Here is a 14276-nt window from a genome sequence, read left to right as displayed (position 1 = left end):
TTTATTGAACAAAGGACGAACGTACTGAATATGTTCCGCTAATTCGTAAGTATGTTTTCTTTCCATGACAAAAAATTATTTCCCTGATGAAAACCCATCTGATGCAGTAATCCGTTAAAACCCGTGGCGGACTTCAGTAAAAATTAAATATTCAGCGCATGAATTTGGGTCGGAACATTACATTCCGACCCGGAAAAATTTATTCGACTTTAATCCAGGCCATTTCCCATGAATCTCCGACACCCGGTTCAAAGCCTCTGGCATTAGAACTCCATTGTTTGCAGTATCCGCTGTACGGCCATGGCTTACATTGATATACCTTTCCGTCTGCTGGCTGTAATACGCGAGTTCCGGCCGCATAACTTGCAATGCCTTCAGGGAAAACAGCAGAATATGCTGGATTATTATCTCTATTATCCGCTGAGGAAGTTGTCACAAATGTCTGCGTTTTTTGAATGATATCTCCCTGGGCATTTTTACCCACAACGACCAAATTATATTGCCCGGTCTGGACATTAGTCAGTTGCAGATTAAGCGTTTGCAGACCGCTCACACCTTTTTTACTGGAATAAGCCTGCTGATTGCCATCATGGCTGAAAACAGTCGCTTCGATATCCATAGGCTGCCCTCCGACATTAACGCCTACAGACAGAGGCAAGGTCTGCCCTGGGGTGATGGAAATAGAGGATGCGACGCCTTCTATCGACAACGTAGATGCTACCTGCTGTTTCTGTTCAATTTGTACTTCGGTACGAACGATCTGGCTGTTAGCGGCAGCATAGACATTGTTAGTATCGTATACAGGCTCAATCTTATCGCCGTTAATCTGCCCTGCTCGTATTAATCCATTACTGGAGTTATTAACTTTAACCGCAAGGTTATAGGACCAGGTTTTACTATTCCCTTCACTATCGCTATTAATAAGCAGAGTTTGTGCCAGATCGCTACGCTCGCCATTGCTGTCAAACACGCGAAGTGTCACTTTATCTCCGGCTTTCAGATTCAACGTCGGGGAGATCTGCCCAATACTGGTCCACTGAGCTGCAGGCACCGTGTTGTCCCCGCCAGGCGAAGTTGCCCCCGACCCAAAATCAACATCGATGACGTTATAGAATGCGTTACCGGTATCCGAGACATCCCATACGGCTAAAATCACTTGATAGCCTGTACGTGCCGGTAAAGTACAGTTGTGAGTTAAGGTTTCAGGTACAATTTGGCCGCCGTAAGGTGCGCTACAGAAGGGGTTAAGGTCAAAAGACATGCGCGTTAGGGGTTGATTGGGGTTCCAGTCTTCGCGAGTGATAAAATAACGAAACTGAGCCGTTTTGTGTTTAGCGGTAAAGGTCCAGGTTAATGCTACAGGGCCCGCTTTTACGGGATTTTTATACCATCGGGAAGAAGTTTGGACATTTAATTCATTAAATTGTGCATGCCCTGCACTGGCGATTTGCCCATCTGCTGGCCCCATTACATTTCCATTTGCATCCTGAGGAAATCCTTTGGAGCCTCCAGACTTTGCGGCTCATACATTACGCTGCCGCATCCGATGTTTCCCTTCCCATTAATAGTTGTTTTGCAGAGTATATTTCTTGAAGCGAGGGTGCCTGGCTTTAAAGACGTAGCGTTATTACCAGTATGTTCTCCAACATATCCATGCGACCATGCAAAAGAAGAGAACACAATTGGTATTAATAAACTAACTGGCTTAATTATCTTCTTCATAATAAGGCCCTTTATTGTTAATAGAGTAAGAGATGTAAATATCCCCGCGAAAAATGTAACCAAGAGTAACCGTACCGCCGTTGGTCAGCTTTTTCAACGCGCAGCGATAAGTAATATTATTCATAGAAAATCTAAGCGGTCTTTTTTACCATGAGGACAATCTATACAGGAGCAGCAAATGGAAAGATGGCCACAAATCCCGGTTTCGGCATGGTATTTTTTATTTCCGTTAAGCCTTACGCTTTTAACGATTGTAGGATATCAATGGTGGGAAATTGTTGCTTCAACGTCAAACCCAACTCAGCCTTATAATGAAGTACCGCTAAATAAAACCTCGCCACCAGGCACGCTAAATCTTTTTGTCACCAAAAAAGAGATTCAAATCGAACCCCGTACCACCCCCCTTCCTTACGCATCGATGATTACAGTAAAAGGTATTTTGCAAAGTAATAACAACGACTTATCATGGGTAATCATGAAGATAAATAATAAGCAGTCTAACTATGGACGTGGGATGTCTTTGGATATGTTTGATAATGTTACTGTTGCGCGAATTAACGAAGAATCCGTAACCCTTAGCACACCGACAGGTGATATTGAGCTACTGATAGAAACGCCTTCATACTTTAAAAAGTGACCAGTCAATGCGTAAACTTACGCACTATTTTTTCTGGACTCCTATTTCACCCCGCAGTACAGTCAAAAAACATTATATTTCATAGAATTCCATATGGAATGAAAAAACATACCTTTTATTATTTGTGATATTTCTTTTCATTATTAACACTATGTCTGCAATCGCAGAGAAATTCCATGCTAACTTTTATGACACCGACATTCGTGAGTTTATTGACATAGTTAGCAAAAATCTTAACGTCACTTTTATTGTTTCACCAGACGTTCAGGGATTGATATCCGTACGAAGCTATAATGCACTCGATGACCAACAATATTATCAATTTTTCTTGAGCGTGCTGGATATTTACGGCTATTCAGTGATACCCATGGATAATGGAATGTTTAAGGTTGTTCGCTCAGCAAACGCAAAGTCCTCTGGTGCGCCTGTTACAACAAGCCATCTGCAAGCACAGGGGGATGAAATTATTACCCGCATCCTGAGTTTACAAAATGTGCCCGTACTCGAACTTGCACCTCTACTTAGCCAATTAAATGACAACTCCGGTGTCGGTACTATTTCACCATACGCACCGTCCAATACATTACTGATGACGGGTCGCGCTTCAGTGATTAACCGGCTTGCTGACCTGGTGATTCGGGTTGATAGCGACGGGCAGCAGAATCAGGATGTTATTCCCCTGCGCAATGCATCAGCCGATGACCTGGCAAACGTATTAAAAAGTCTTTACCAGCCGGGTGGACAGCAGGCGGCCCAGCTTCCAGCTGCGTCCGCACGGATTACTGCGGATACGCGAACAAATAGCATTATCGTGAGTGGACCATTGAATGCTCGCCAGCGTATCCGTCAGCTGGTTGCCCGTCTCGATGGTGATGCCGTAGATAGCGATAATACTCAGGTTATCGCTTTAAATTACGCAAAAGCAGAAAACCTGGTTAATGTGTTAAACGGCGTCAGTCAAAAATTAACAAAGAAAGAAAGTAGCACCAGGGGTGCGGCGCCGATGAGTAGTGCACCACAACAGATTGCCAGCGGGGGGATGTTACCCGGTACTGCCAATGGTGATTTTAATCTTGTAGCCGATGAGCAGACGAATTCCCTTATTCTCACCGCCTCCCCTGCAATACGTAAATCCATCGAAAACGTGATCCGCAAACTTGATGTCGCCCGTTCTCAGGTGCTTGTCGAGGCTATTATTGTTGAAGTTCAGGATGGGGATGGCTTAAATCTTGGGATCCAGTGGGCTAATCGTAAAGTCGGCGGGCAGCAATTCACAAAAACAGGCCTGCCGGTTTTTTCCTCCGCCTCAGACTTTGATAGGCTGGAAAAAACAGGCAGCATTGCTTCAAATACGGCTCTGAGTGCCTTTAATGGCGTGACCATGGGATTTTTCCGGGGCGACTGGGGAGTATTGTTAAGCGCACTCTCTTCAAATGCGAAAAATGATATCCTCTCCACACCAAGCATCGTAACGCTTGATAATAAAGAAGCGTCTATGAATGTCGGCCAGGATGTGCCGGTGCTATCCGGATCGCAGACGACAGCAGCAGACAATGTTTTTAACACTGTTTCACGTAAAACAGTGGGTACCAAACTGAAGGTTACACCGCAAATTAATGAGGCAGGTACCGTCCAGCTTGAAATTGAGCAAGAAGTCTCAAGCGTTGATGCCTCCAGCACCGGCTCATCACTCGGCCCGACTTTTAACACACGTACCATCCAGAACGCGGTAATGGTACGCAGTGGCGAAACTGTTGTGCTTGGTGGATTGATTCATAATACCTCAAGTGAATCTGAATCCAGGGTACCGCTACTGGGTGACATCCCCTATATTGGCAATCTTTTTCGCTATCGTTCGGTCGAGAATACCCGGCGGAATTTGATGGTATTTATTCGCCCTACCATTTTGCAGGAAGGGAATATTTATCGCGATATGAGCTTAAAACGTTACCAGGAAACCAATAGCGACCTGGGTAAACGCGTAAAGGAAAATCGTTATGAATTAATCAAACCTAAAAACCTTACTTTACCTCAGCTTAATTCAACGTCGCCCGCTGATTCGTCCTCAGGAAAGTCTCCATTCAGGGATTCGCGATGAGTGACAAGATTGAACTGGATTACTCTTTTGCTCGCACGCACCAGGTTATAGCGGAAGGGAATCATCTCTATATAACCGGGGACACTTCGCTTGAGACGCTCCTTGATATGCGGCGTAGGATAGGGGCGCAGGTTTTAATTCAACAGCTTGATGTTTCTGAATTTAACGAACGTGTTAAGCAATTCTATGAATCCCATAACCGCATTTCTCAGGAGATGGTTGACTCGCTGGACGAACATATCGATTTGATGGCGCTGACCGAATATGTTGATGAAAATGCAGAGCAGCTTGATAGTGACACCAGCGCGCCGGTCATCCGCCTGATCAATGCCATCCTGAGCGAAGCAATACGTGAAAGTGCCTCAGATATTCATATTGAAACCTTTGAACGTAGTTTACTTGTCCGCTTTCGCTGCGATGGAGAGCTGCGCACGATTCTTGAGCCCGCACGTAGACTGGCACCGCTGCTAATATCACGCATCAAGGTGATGGCCAGGTTAGATATTGCTGAAAAACGTCTACCGCAGGATGGGCGCATCTCATTGCGTATCGGACAGCGTAATGTTGATGTACGCGTATCGACTCTGCCCTCGCGCCACGGAGAACGTGCGGTACTACGTCTTTTAGACAAAAGTGAACTACGGCTTGACCTGGAGCATATGGGCATGCCCGCTACCGAAGTGTTACAGGTAAAAAAACTGATACAAAAACCGCATGGGATCCTGCTTGTTACTGGCCCAACCGGTTCCGGTAAAAGCACCACGCTGTATGGTTTGCTCAGCCTGATGGATCACACTACCCGCAATATTATGACCATCGAAGATCCGGTGGAATATGAGCTGGAGGGCATAGGACAAACGCAGGTAAACACCCGAATAGAGATGACCTTTGCCCGCGGCCTGCGTGCTATTTTACGCCAGGATCCAGATGTGGTGATGGTAGGGGAAATAAGGGATACCGAAACGGCGCAAATCGCTATTCAGGCATCGCTCACCGGGCATCTGGTGCTTTCCACGTTACACACTAACAGTGCAGCGGGTGCTATAACTCGTTTGCGAGATATGGGGGTTGAACCCTTTTTACTCTCCTCGTCACTACTCGGCGTAATCGCCCAGCGCCTGGTGCGAAAATTATGCACAGAATGCCGGCAACAGCGCCCCCTGGAGAAGAGCGAGTGCGCATGGTTTAGCCACTTTTTGCAACCCGTTACCCATATCTGGCACGCTGTCGGCTGCGAGGCCTGCCGTTATACCGGCTACAAAGGCCGGGTAGCGATCCATGAACATTTAAGCATTGATAAAGAGCTGCAAATCGCTATTTATCAAGGGCAACATGAAAACATCTTTGCGAGCAAGGTTGTCAGCCTGCGGAGCCGTGGGCTGGAGTGCGTTGTGGAGGGTGTGACCTCTCTGGAGGAAGTACTGCGTGTTACCTCGGATTCCGGAAATGAGGAAGCATAATGCCACAATTTCGATATCTGGCGGTTGATAGCACAGGGAAACGGCATCGTGGTTCCTTACAGGCGAGCACTTCACGACAGGTACGCGAGTGGTTACGCACTCAGCAATTAAGCCCATTGCAAGTAGATGAAAAACGTGGAACTACATTAAATATCAGCGTCCTGTCTTTTCATAAAACGCGTATTCCTGCTAGCCAGCTTCTCCTTTTTACCCGCCAGCTCGCCACGTTAATTAACGCTTCACTTCCCCTGGAGCGGTCCCTTAAAGTTGTGGCTGGGCAGTGCAGCCATAAAACAGCGGCTGAGATGATAGAAAATATCCGGGCCCAGGTAGCTGAAGGCCAGTCATTTACCGCTGCGCTGTCTCGCTGGCCGGACTGTTTTGATAATCGCTACCGGGCGCTGGTGGCTTCCGGAGAAAAAAGCGGGAATTTGGGTGTGGTATTGACCCGCCTCGCCGAGGATAGTGAATTTCGCCACGCCATGCGTAATAAGCTGATTCAGGCGATGGTTTATCCACTGACTTTAACCCTGGTTGCCCTCACCGTTATCGTGATCCTGCTTGTGGCCGTGGTGCCACAAATTATCGATCAGTTCACGCAATTTCAGCAAAAACTTCCGCTTTCAACCCGCATTCTGATTACCCTTTCGCACTTTATGCAGGATATGGGCCTTTTTCTGTTAACTGGCCTTCTTCTCGCAGTGCTGGGGATACGCTCACTGCTTACACGGGCGACTATTCGTTTCTCTTTTCATAAGAAAATAACCCAAGTACCGCCGATCGGTGGCCTCATTCGCGATATAGATGCGGCACGCTATCTGCGCACCCTGAGTATTATGCAAAACAGCGGCGTTCCGCTGCTGGAAGGAATGCAAATAGCCAGTGAGTCCGGGGCTAATCTCTATTTTCGACACTGTATGGAAATGGCCACCGAGCAGGTACGCCAGGGTAGCTCGCTGACTCACGCCCTCCAGGCTACCCATCTTTTTCCTGCCATGATGCTGTATATGGTCGCTTCCGGCGAGGAGAGCGGACAGCTGGGCGTATTAATGGCTAGTGCCGCAGCCAGCCAGGAATCCCGCTTACAACATCGCATCGCCATTGCGTTAACCATTTTTGAACCGGTTCTGGTGATCGGCATGTCCGGCATTGTGCTTTTTATTGTGATGTCCATTCTCCAGCCTATTTTACAGCTTAACAACATGTTCAATTAAGGTAACACGATGGAAAAAATGACTCCTCTACGTAAAAAACAAACAAGGCAATCAGGTTTTACCCTGCTGGAACTCATGGTAGTGGTGGTGATTCTCGGTGTCCTCGCAAGTCTGGTTGTCCCCAATGTATTGGGCAACAAAGCGCAGGCAGATAAGCAAAAAGCCAAAGCAGATATTATGACGCTGGAGAATGCGTTAGATATGTACAAAATCGATAACAATCAGTACCCCACGACAGAACAGGGGCTGAAAGCGCTGGTCAATAGACCACAAACACAACCCTTTGCCGTCAACTATCGCGATAACGGTTACATTCGTCGCCTGCCGCAGGACCCCTGGAGTCAGGACTACAAGATACGCTCACCGGGTCAGCATGGCGATATCGATATTTACAGTGCCGGGCCAGACGGTATAGAGGGAAATGAAGATGATATTGCGAACTGGCTCGTTGATAAAAAATAACCTTCAGCTAACGGCTCATTGTGGCTTCACGCTGCTGGAAGTGTTGTTAGCAATAGTGCTGATGGCATTAGCTGCCTCACTGGTTGTGCCAACATATCCCTCCCTGTCCCAGGCTGATGCCCGCATCAGGCAACTGCAATCGTTATTAAACTGGGCGGGCAACCGCGCCGTAGAAAACGATCGGCTCATTGGGCTCAATGTTTCAAAAAAAGGTTATACGCTGGTGGTTCTGAACATGGGGGATAGCGTGAAGAGTCCAGGCTGGAATACCTATCAATCAGGGCGGCTCGCCTCTCATTTTGACTGGCCTGACGGGTGGCAAGTCACCGTAGAGCCTCAGGGTCTGAATCAGAATTTGACGCAGAAACCGCAAATTTTATTTCTTCCGGATGGACAGATCACTCCATTTAATCTGAGCGTTGAGGACAATAAATCTGTCTGGACATTGCAGAGTTCAGGCCTGCTTCCCGTGCAGTTACAGACATCAGGACGCCGATAGTGGATAGCCGTCAGCAAGGATTTACCATGCTTGAAGTGATGGTGGCGCTCGCGATTTTTTCGCTGGTGGCCATTGCCCTGCTGCAAACCATTACTTCAAACGTCAGAACAATCAATATGTTGGATGAAAAGCAGCTGGCTGGATGGGTGGGTGATAATCGATTGTCACTCGCTATACTGGAAAAAAGAAGCTTTCAAGCCTCGGCAGTTCAGGGCGAAGAACAAATGAACGGCAAGGTTTTCTACTGGCGCGAAATGGGGCAACCTTCCCCGCAGGAGGGTCTGTGGATTAACCGCGTTGAAGTACGCACAAACGCCAGCCAGCTCACTCCGGTCAGTTCGGTAGATGTTTGGGTGAGGGCCGGTAGCCATGCCTCAACACCCCACTAAACACCAGTTAGGTTTTACCCTTCTGGAGTTAATGGTAGCCATTTTATTGCTGAGCGTTCTGGCATTGATGATCTTACAAATCAACCAGCTATCATACCGGGCTCAATCGCAGGCAGAAGAACTGGAACAATCCCGGTCATCAGTACAGCGCATGATGGCTCTTTTCGAGCGTGACATATTACAAGTCATGGCCCGAAACCCGGCAAAAAATCAGGGAGGCTTCTCACTCACAGGCCACTCTCTAAGATTTATCACCCAGGATAATATCACCGCAGAAGTTATGCCCGGCCGTGCCCAGTCGGTTTCAGTTAACTGGGTATTTCATGAAGGGGTTTTATGGCGACAAAGCGGCAACGACGCTGACAGCCTGGTAAATGCTGACATGATAGTGCCCCAGCTTGCCGGTATTATTGGAGTGCAATGGGAAGTGTTTGATGGTGGCTGGCAAAACAGCTGGCGTGGAGGCGATCCTTTACCCGCCGGCCTTGCTATTACGCTAAAATTCGCATCCCGACAGAGTCTGCGTCGTATCTTTGTGATTACGCCGCAGCCAGTTCCTCCAACGGCTAAGGGATAATATGATGAATGCCCCCGAGCACCAGCGTGGAGCCGCACTCCTCATCGTATTGATCGCCCTGGTTTTTATGACGCTGGCGGCGGTGCGTCTGTCCGGCCAGACGGTATTAAGCCTGAACCGTGCCGAACCCGCACTCATAAGGCCTAAACTACGTTGGATGTTATTCTCGGTGGAAAACGCCAGCCTTATGGGTATGAATAAATTACTTGAACAACCCTATAACGCCGTGTCATTTAGTCAGGAGTGGGCGCAACCCGTATTATTACATTTTGAACAAGGTGAAGCCCGGTCACGTATTATTAGCGGCGAAAGCTGCCTCAATATTAATATAATGGGCATCTTTCCTGAGCATGATGATGGTAAGACGCCTGCCCGTAATGCAATCTTTCAGGCATTGAGTTATTCCGGATTAAGCTCCCGGCAAGCTGACACGGTAATTAAACATTTTTCCGCTTATCTACGGAAAAACAAAGATACCCCGCTGCTGGATATCTATGCGCTAAAACTCAGTGAAAATATGGCACATTGGCATCCCTCAGGAGCAGCAAAATTACTCTGCGCTCGTCCGGATACCAGGACGTTAATCGCCGTCAATCTTTTGCGGCCAGCTGACGCCCGCCTTCTGAACGTTCTGTCGCAAAATCAAATGAGTGTCGACCAGGCTCGGCGTTTTATTGAGGGTCGCCCCACCGGCGGTTGGCGAACCAATGAAGAAGTCAGACAAGCGCTTGATACCTTACCCGGTAACAAAAAAAACGTAACGGAAAATTTAATCAACTTTCTCAGCGTGGAGGGACAAAATTTTATTATTGAGAGCGAAGCCGCTGTGGCTGAACAACGAATGATTTTGCGAAGCTACCTCTACGTCGATAAAAAAAATAAGCACAGCAAGATATGGAAACGACAGCTGATATCAATGGAGTAACCAATTGATCATGAATGAAATACTGCTGATCAGACCATCGGCGCTTGCCGGTGAGTCATTTTACTGGTTATTGCAACGCGGGGAGTTGCTTATTAGCCAGGGTTTTTGCGATGCTCTACCCAAGAGCCGTCCGGCTCAATGGTTCAATGTAAAACAGACGGGATTACTACTGCCCTCCGCTGATATAACATTTCGCGAAGTGAACGTGACGAGCCGCAAATTACCCCCGCTCTCCTGGCTGGTTGAAGAGTCAGTCCCGGCACAAAGTGGCGATATGCACTGGAGCCTGCTTAATTTTACTTATCCTCAGGCGACGCTTGCAGGCTGCGATAAATTGCTGCTTTTGACGTGGATAGAGCGTTTTCAGCTATTCGGCTTCAGGATCGAATTTGCTGTTGTGGATGGATTATTACTCCCCTGGCAAACTGATGAGCTAACCCTGTATGCCGTAGAGGGCAACTGGTGGGTACGTTATAAACGCTATCAGGCTTTAAGTATCGAAAATCATTTACTGGATCCGGTGTTAAAACGATTGCCTGACGCTAAGCTTCAATATAATGAGCAATTTGCCGATGATACTGCGAAAATGCTCGCCTTCCTCGCGCCAGCGGTAAAAGAAAGCAATATAAACTTGCTCAACGATTCCGGCGTACAGCCTGAGTCACCCTGGTTAAAAAAAGTGAAATATACGACCCTGGGAATAATAAGCGCAGCGGTACTGTTATTGTTACTCCTGCCGTTATTCTCCGCCTGGCGTGACCATGTTGCTCGTATCAAAAGTGATGAAAAGGTTCTGGCCCTCTGGCATACCTATATTCTGCAGCCTCCAGTGGAAACGGATCCCGCCTCAACTTTTTTGCAGCGAACGTACGCGGACCCTCTTAGTTTTGATACTCAAATACACCTGATTGACAAGCTGCTCAGCAAGTCACCCATACTGCAGCTACAAGGTATTGAATTTCAACGACAGCCATGGATGTTAAAACTCTATCTGGAACCCATCAGCGAATCAATTTTACTGCCAATAATCGAATCCAGTCGTGATTTATATGATTTTTCCCTTTCGTATGGCGATAGTAACAACGTGATTCTTACCGCAGGGAGGCATCCATGATTTCCCGTTTAAAGAGATTAACGACTCGTGAAAAGTATCTGCTACTTTGCGCAATGATTTTGCTCACCCTGACGTTGGGCTACCAGTTCTACTGGCTCCCCGTTCAGCAATGGGGGGCACGCGAACAAATGCTGCATCAGCGAAATATTATTATGCAGCAGAAAATGCAATTACATGCGCAGCAGCAACGTTTCACCAGGGTGACATTATTACAAGGCGACCTGCGTGCGCAATTAATGGAAGAGGCCAGGCGTCAGAATATTAAGCCTGAGGAATTACACCCGGATTCAAATAAAGTGCGCTTTCAACTGACAACTCTACCCGCTCCGGCCTTATGGAAATGGCTGGATAGCCTGCAAAATCAGCAAGGAATTGAGATCCTGGCTATTACATTGCGCCATGACGAGCATGGGGTAAGCGTACCCGATATCGAAGTGGGCCCACGGAAAAAGGAAATACCATGACGCTATGGCTCGCTCTTGATCTGATTCGTCAGCAGGCCCTCCCCCTCTATATCATACTGTTTTTACTATCAGGGTTGATTCTCGGCAGCCTGATGACAATGGTCGTAAGCCGGCTGCAGTGGGCGCTCGAAAGAGAAGATGTTGATCCGTGGTTTATGTGGCGCCCAGCGTCACATTGTCCGCACTGCCAGACCCCTATCAAATGGTATTACAACCTGCCGCTTGTCGGCTGGCTATGGCTACGCGGGCGTTGTCACCATTGTCAGCAGCCGATCGATAAACTCTATCCCTTTCTGGAAGGCGCAACGGGGGGGATTTTTGCTCTGCTCGCCTGGGTATATCCTCAGCCGGAAGTGGTACTGGCACTCGCCTTACTTAGCTGGTTTTTACTGGCACTTGCCGTACTGGATTTTCGTTTTTACTTTCTGCCTGACAGCCTGACGTTACCTTTACTGTGGGCGGGTCTTATTTGGCACTCGCTGATGATGCCTGAGCAACTTGATGATGCGTTGTACGGTGCTGTTACTGCCTATCTTGCGTTTCGGGCGCTTAATATTATTTGGTTTGCGCTGCGTGGTTATGACGGTATTGGCAGAGGTGATGCTAAACTTCTGGCCGCGCTGGGAGCCTGGCTTGGCTGGCAGTCGCTGCCGATGATATGTCTTATCGCCGGTGTAACAGGAATTGTCGGATTTGTCATTTTCTACGGCGTGCGATGTGCTTCTCGTCAACCACTCCCCTTTGGCGTGCCGCTGGCGCTGGCAGGATGGGGGCTGGCCTTCTGGCAGACGTGGGGACTCTAGTACAGATTTTTTTGCTCGCGCATCGCTTGCTCAAGGCGAGCACGTAAATCGGGCATCCCCTCAATATTTTCAACGGATGCTGCCGGTTCTGAAGGTAGGTTTTCATCCGAGGCAAACGCGATGGATTCGGGTCTTTTTTCCGGCAATTCACGCTTCGGATAGATATAGTGCATTGTTGAAACAGAGACCTGCTGCGCGGGGAGAGGTGATTCTTTGAAAGTTAGCCACGTAAGCACTTGCATGGCGGCAAACGCTATTACACATCCTGAAAGACAAGCAAAGGGTGCACGCAGGCGAAAATAGCGCCAGCTATCACGTAAATTGATGATGTGAACCCTGTTGTCAGCAGGAGGTAACTTTTGCTGTTGACGCCACGCCGCCTGATAAATTTTGGACATCATTACTCCTGCTTATCTGTCGCCAATATTGGCGCATCGCCAACCCGCTGTGCGAGTGTAATCAAGGTTTTCTCACCGGCAACACCGTCGGCTTTAAGACCGGCTGATTGTTGAAAAGCGCGAATAGCATACGTAAGGTTTTGGGGTGGAGGCATGATAGATGTTTTATTGAGTATTTGCGTCAGCCAGGCTTTATCTTCTGACGGACTGCTATTGCTGACGCTTTTTCCTGAAGAAGGCGGCATTAAGCGAAATTGTAGCGCCTCTCCCTGCCAATGCTTTGCCAGCCAGTCACGCGTGACAGTCCAGGTCTGTCCGCCAGTCAATAAATCAACATCTTCTTTTCCTACGCGAACGACGCTCACATAACCTACGCGCGCACCTATCGACAGTGTCGCCATCCATGGAAGCCCGGAGTTGGCCAGCGTGTTGATATCCGATTTTACCTGTACGCACATCAGGCTGGTCTGATTAAAAGTGTCGCAGGATGCTAATTTCGGTGATAGCTGGTATCCCCATATGGCAAAGTACTGAGCCATTCCTGCCGCTTCATTATCCAGAACCGCCCGTAGCTTAGCTGCCGCATCGTCGGGTTTTAGCTGATTTCTCTGTTTAACCAGCGTTAACTGTGGATATCTGGTTAATAATTGAGGTATATATTGCCATGCCACCACACTGGCTAGCATCATAATAAGGAGCAAAATACCACGCCTTAGGGCAGGAAATACCGTTGTCCCGTTTAAATCGCACTCGGCCCGCAGACTATCCCACCAGCTCACTCGCTTCTTTTTACGTAGCATGGCACTCATTAAAGCGCATTCCGTAAGCAGACTTATATGAGCAGGCTTGCCTGCCCCTGCTCGCCAGATTCGGTTTAATGCAGCACGGGTAAATATCGGGGATTGGGCTCCACAATCCGCAGCCGCTTTTAATATTCCCTGACGGCATTGCGAGCGAGTGAGCGCAGGCATACGCCAGCGGTAGATAATTTGCCTGTCAATTTCGGCTATTTCACTGGCGGCTGAATGGCTGCATAACAGCAATGATAAGGTACCTGATTGTTGATGTATCGCGGCCTGAAGCGCTAATAACCAATATATGGTGCGTACGGGAAGAAGGTGTGCATTATCAATCATCATAACTGCGTGAGCCGCTGGTGACGATCTTGTCAGTAATGTCGCCGCAATATCATTGACAGAAGCAGGATATCCCACCAGCAAAAGAGTAAAATCGTCAGGACTAAAAGTGGGACTTGCCACAATGCGTACGCTATTTTCGACGGCATAGTGACAAATTTTTAACAATTCACTTTTCCCAACACCGGGTTCTCCGTAAATCCAGACGATCCCATTATGGTGAAGTCGTGCGGTTACTGACGCAGCATATTCGTGATATCGACAAGCCAGTGAAGACAAGTGGGCATCTTGTTTAAACAGATAATTATTGAGTCCAAACCAGCTCCGATACATAACCAACCCTTAGCTATCATGATCTTCACATACCAAAAAATTCTA

16 protein-coding genes are annotated in these 14276 nt (G+C 47.9%); 12 read left to right on the top strand and 4 right to left on the bottom strand.

Annotated elements, in window-relative coordinates:
* Nucleotides 1–199: 199 nt before the first annotated feature.
* Both gbpA and EHN07_RS05275 read right to left on the bottom strand, forming a co-directional pair.
* On the bottom strand, nucleotides 200–1468 hold the full coding sequence (gene gbpA / locus EHN07_RS05280) for an N-acetylglucosamine-binding protein GbpA (protein ID WP_124023144.1): 1269 nt from the start codon (nucleotides 1466–1468) through the stop codon (nucleotides 200–202).
* Nucleotides 1468–1722, bottom strand: coding sequence for a hypothetical protein (locus EHN07_RS05275; RefSeq protein ID WP_124023143.1), 255 nt, complete (start codon nucleotides 1720–1722; stop codon nucleotides 1468–1470). Before EHN07_RS05275 ends, gbpA begins: the two co-directional genes overlap by 1 nt.
* Nucleotides 1723–1900: 178 nt before the next feature.
* Between EHN07_RS05275 and EHN07_RS05270 the strand changes: the two genes are divergently transcribed.
* The 12 genes from EHN07_RS05270 (at nucleotide 1901) to EHN07_RS05215 (ending at nucleotide 12364) form a co-directional block, all read left to right on the top strand.
* Complete coding sequence (locus tag EHN07_RS05270) at nucleotides 1901–2359, top strand: hypothetical protein (RefSeq protein WP_124023142.1); 459 nt, start codon at nucleotides 1901–1903, stop codon at nucleotides 2357–2359.
* A 151-nt stretch (nucleotides 2360–2510) separates the two neighbouring features.
* The gene (gene gspD, locus EHN07_RS05265) at nucleotides 2511–4457 is read left to right on the top strand and encodes a type II secretion system secretin GspD (RefSeq protein ID WP_124023141.1); all 1947 of its coding nucleotides are present in this window, start codon (nucleotides 2511–2513) and stop codon (nucleotides 4455–4457) included.
* Nucleotides 4454–5917, top strand: coding sequence for a type II secretion system ATPase GspE (gspE, locus tag EHN07_RS05260; protein ID WP_124023140.1), 1464 nt, complete (start codon nucleotides 4454–4456; stop codon nucleotides 5915–5917). The genes gspD and gspE overlap by 4 nt, the downstream gene beginning before the upstream one ends.
* Nucleotides 5917–7131, top strand: a complete 1215-nt coding sequence (gene gspF / locus EHN07_RS05255; protein ID WP_124023139.1) for a type II secretion system inner membrane protein GspF — start codon at nucleotides 5917–5919, stop codon at nucleotides 7129–7131. Before gspE ends, gspF begins: the two co-directional genes overlap by 1 nt.
* Before the next feature lie 18 nt (nucleotides 7132–7149).
* Nucleotides 7150–7593, top strand: a complete 444-nt coding sequence (gene gspG / locus EHN07_RS05250) for a type II secretion system major pseudopilin GspG (protein WP_425267170.1) — start codon at nucleotides 7150–7152, stop codon at nucleotides 7591–7593.
* Nucleotides 7559–8092 carry a type II secretion system minor pseudopilin GspH gene (gspH, locus tag EHN07_RS05245; protein ID WP_167467283.1) on the top strand — a complete coding sequence of 178 codons (534 nt, stop codon included), beginning with the start codon at nucleotides 7559–7561 and terminating at the stop codon, nucleotides 8090–8092. The genes gspG and gspH overlap by 35 nt, the downstream gene beginning before the upstream one ends.
* Nucleotides 8092–8481: a type II secretion system minor pseudopilin GspI gene (gene gspI / locus EHN07_RS05240; RefSeq protein WP_124023136.1), complete on the top strand. Its 390-nt coding sequence runs from the start codon at nucleotides 8092–8094 to the stop codon at nucleotides 8479–8481. Before gspH ends, gspI begins: the two co-directional genes overlap by 1 nt.
* On the top strand, nucleotides 8462–9058 hold the full coding sequence (locus tag EHN07_RS05235) for a type II secretion system protein GspJ (protein ID WP_124023135.1): 597 nt from the start codon (nucleotides 8462–8464) through the stop codon (nucleotides 9056–9058). The genes gspI and EHN07_RS05235 overlap by 20 nt, the downstream gene beginning before the upstream one ends.
* 1 nt (nucleotide 9059) lies before the next feature.
* Complete coding sequence (locus EHN07_RS05230) at nucleotides 9060–9983, top strand: type II secretion system minor pseudopilin (protein WP_124023134.1); 924 nt, start codon at nucleotides 9060–9062, stop codon at nucleotides 9981–9983.
* 10 nt (nucleotides 9984–9993) lie between these two features.
* Complete coding sequence (gene gspL / locus EHN07_RS05225; RefSeq protein ID WP_124023133.1) at nucleotides 9994–11097, top strand: type II secretion system protein GspL; 1104 nt, start codon at nucleotides 9994–9996, stop codon at nucleotides 11095–11097.
* Complete coding sequence (gene gspM / locus EHN07_RS05220) at nucleotides 11094–11561, top strand: type II secretion system protein GspM (protein ID WP_124023132.1); 468 nt, start codon at nucleotides 11094–11096, stop codon at nucleotides 11559–11561. Before gspL ends, gspM begins: the two co-directional genes overlap by 4 nt.
* Nucleotides 11558–12364 carry a prepilin peptidase gene (locus EHN07_RS05215; RefSeq protein WP_124023131.1) on the top strand — a complete coding sequence of 269 codons (807 nt, stop codon included), beginning with the start codon at nucleotides 11558–11560 and terminating at the stop codon, nucleotides 12362–12364. The genes gspM and EHN07_RS05215 overlap by 4 nt, the downstream gene beginning before the upstream one ends.
* Here the strand turns inward: EHN07_RS05215 and EHN07_RS05210 are convergent.
* Nucleotides 12361–12765 (bottom strand): hypothetical protein, encoded by a 405-nt coding sequence (locus tag EHN07_RS05210; protein WP_124023130.1) that lies wholly within the window; start codon nucleotides 12763–12765, stop codon nucleotides 12361–12363. The genes EHN07_RS05215 and EHN07_RS05210 overlap by 4 nt on opposite strands.
* Nucleotides 12765–14231: an ExeA family protein gene (locus EHN07_RS05205; RefSeq protein ID WP_124023129.1), complete on the bottom strand. Its 1467-nt coding sequence runs from the start codon at nucleotides 14229–14231 to the stop codon at nucleotides 12765–12767. The genes EHN07_RS05210 and EHN07_RS05205 overlap by 1 nt, the downstream gene beginning before the upstream one ends.
* Nucleotides 14232–14276: the final 45 nt, after the last annotated feature.

It is taken from the genome of Buttiauxella warmboldiae, from assembly GCF_003818135.1.
Classification (GTDB): Bacteria; Pseudomonadota; Gammaproteobacteria; order Enterobacterales; family Enterobacteriaceae; genus Buttiauxella; species Buttiauxella warmboldiae.
The sequence above is the reverse complement of the archived record's forward strand: the minus strand, read 5'-3'. Positions and strand labels throughout refer to the sequence as shown.

Bases quoted from the DNA above. Each gene is read 5' to 3' on its own strand.
- gbpA (WP_124023144.1), bottom strand. From the start codon at position 1,468: ATGGGGCCAGCAGATGGGCAAATCGCCAGTGCAGGGCATGCACAATTT.
- EHN07_RS05275 (WP_124023143.1), bottom strand. From the start codon at position 1,722: ATGAAGAAGATAATTAAGCCAGTTAGTTTATTAATACCAATTGTGTTC.
- EHN07_RS05270 (WP_124023142.1), top strand. From the start codon at position 1,901: ATGGAAAGATGGCCACAAATCCCGGTTTCGGCATGGTATTTTTTATTT.
- gspD (WP_124023141.1), top strand. From the start codon at position 2,511: ATGTCTGCAATCGCAGAGAAATTCCATGCTAACTTTTATGACACCGAC.
- gspE (WP_124023140.1), top strand. From the start codon at position 4,454: ATGAGTGACAAGATTGAACTGGATTACTCTTTTGCTCGCACGCACCAG.
- gspF (WP_124023139.1), top strand. From the start codon at position 5,917: ATGCCACAATTTCGATATCTGGCGGTTGATAGCACAGGGAAACGGCAT.
- gspG (WP_425267170.1), top strand. From the start codon at position 7,150: ATGACTCCTCTACGTAAAAAACAAACAAGGCAATCAGGTTTTACCCTG.
- gspH (WP_167467283.1), top strand. From the start codon at position 7,559: ATGATATTGCGAACTGGCTCGTTGATAAAAAATAACCTTCAGCTAACG.
- EHN07_RS05235 (WP_124023135.1), top strand. From the start codon at position 8,462: ATGCCTCAACACCCCACTAAACACCAGTTAGGTTTTACCCTTCTGGAG.
- EHN07_RS05230 (WP_124023134.1), top strand. From the start codon at position 9,060: ATGATGAATGCCCCCGAGCACCAGCGTGGAGCCGCACTCCTCATCGTA.
- gspL (WP_124023133.1), top strand. From the start codon at position 9,994: ATGAATGAAATACTGCTGATCAGACCATCGGCGCTTGCCGGTGAGTCA.
- gspM (WP_124023132.1), top strand. From the start codon at position 11,094: ATGATTTCCCGTTTAAAGAGATTAACGACTCGTGAAAAGTATCTGCTA.
- EHN07_RS05215 (WP_124023131.1), top strand. From the start codon at position 11,558: ATGACGCTATGGCTCGCTCTTGATCTGATTCGTCAGCAGGCCCTCCCC.
- EHN07_RS05210 (WP_124023130.1), bottom strand. From the start codon at position 12,765: ATGATGTCCAAAATTTATCAGGCGGCGTGGCGTCAACAGCAAAAGTTA.
- EHN07_RS05205 (WP_124023129.1), bottom strand. From the start codon at position 14,231: ATGTATCGGAGCTGGTTTGGACTCAATAATTATCTGTTTAAACAAGAT.